At 40.8% G+C, this 1,379-nt stretch carries 2 protein-coding genes; both read left to right on the top strand.

Annotated features, from left to right (window positions below):
* Positions 1 to 378: hypothetical protein (locus tag Q0212_RS09900; protein ID WP_297924962.1), on the top strand; the 378-nt coding region annotated here is incomplete at its 5' end.
* 42 nt (positions 379 to 420) lie between these two features.
* A partial coding sequence (locus tag Q0212_RS09905) for a hypothetical protein (protein ID WP_297924964.1) occupies positions 421 to 1,379 on the top strand: 959 nt, incomplete at its 3' end.

A 1,379-nucleotide genomic window follows, 5' to 3' on the forward strand; every position in this document is an offset into this window, starting at 1 on the left:
AAAGGTGCAGATTTTCAGCGTCAACTGTTTTTAAAACCAGGGCCTGATGCTGATATTCGTAATTTTACAGCACGCATGCAAGTTCGTAGTGCAGTATCAAGCGAGATTGTTGTTTTAGAGCTAACAACAGAAAATAACCGAATTACCTGTGGTTATGGTGTTATTACTATCAACGTAACAGCTGCTGTTACAACCGCATTAGATACTTCAGGTTTGACTAGCAAAGGCAAAGTAACAGAACCAGGGCCAATTGGTGAATTGCCTTATGAGTCAGAGGGTAAACTTGCTGTTTACGACTTAGAGCTTATTAGCCCTTCTGGTGTTGTGACTCGTTATTTAGAAGGCCGCGTGTGTATTGTTGATAACGTCACACGCTAACAATAATTAAGCCTCAAAACTGAGGCTTTTGAGGTTTAAATCATGAGTTATGTAGAAAGTGTGGGCATTCCAGGCCTTTTTGGTTTAACAGGCGCAAAAACAGCTTATAAAGACGAAAATATTTTGCTTGGTGAAGCACAAGCCATTAATTTTACTGGTGCAGGTGTTGCAGCGACTTTAAATGCTGGCGTTTTAACTGTTGAAGTTGAAGGTGGTGGTAGTTCAATTAATGTAATTGATAACTTGTTATCAACCAGCACCACTGCTGCTCTATCAGCTAATCAAGGTAGTGTTTTAAATACACGCCTAGAAGCTGTAGAAAATGAGCAAACCACGTATGGTGATATTGTTACTTACAATGCCAGTGCTTTTGATTTTGCAGGTGCGGCGGCTGCTGCTCTATCAGATGCTGAGGGTCATGCTAATGAAGTCGCTGCCACAGCCGAAAGTAATGCTAAGGATTATGCTGATAGTTTAGTTGTCGGCTTATTAGATGATCGTGGTAACTATAACCCAACAGTTACTTCTTTATACCCCACAACAGGCGGCAGTGGTAATTCGGGGGCTATTTTAAAAGGTGATTTGTGGGCTATCAGTGCTGATGGTAATGTTAACGGTATCCCTGTCAGTGTCGGTGATACTATTCGCGCTTTAGTGGATAGTCCTGCTCAATCTAACGCCAATTGGGCTGTCATTCAGAATAATCTTATTTATGTACCCGAAAACACTACTAATAAAGCTACATCTTTATCTTTGCCGAATGATACGAAGTATCCGACTACTTTAGCAGTATCTACAGCTTTAGCAGATTATGCGACTGTCGCTAATCAACGCTATCAGTTTGTAAGTGATGCAAGTACAACCTACAACGTCCCTGCTAGTGCTGTAACAGAGAACGGAAGAACAATCATTGAGTTATCTAATAACTCTTTAACAAGTATCACCATTAATGCTGCAACTGGCACAGGCAAATCTGTTGGTGATAGTGTAAATATCAGCAT

This window comes from uncultured Agitococcus sp., from assembly GCF_937920075.1.
Classification (GTDB): domain Bacteria; phylum Pseudomonadota; class Gammaproteobacteria; order Pseudomonadales; family Moraxellaceae; genus Agitococcus.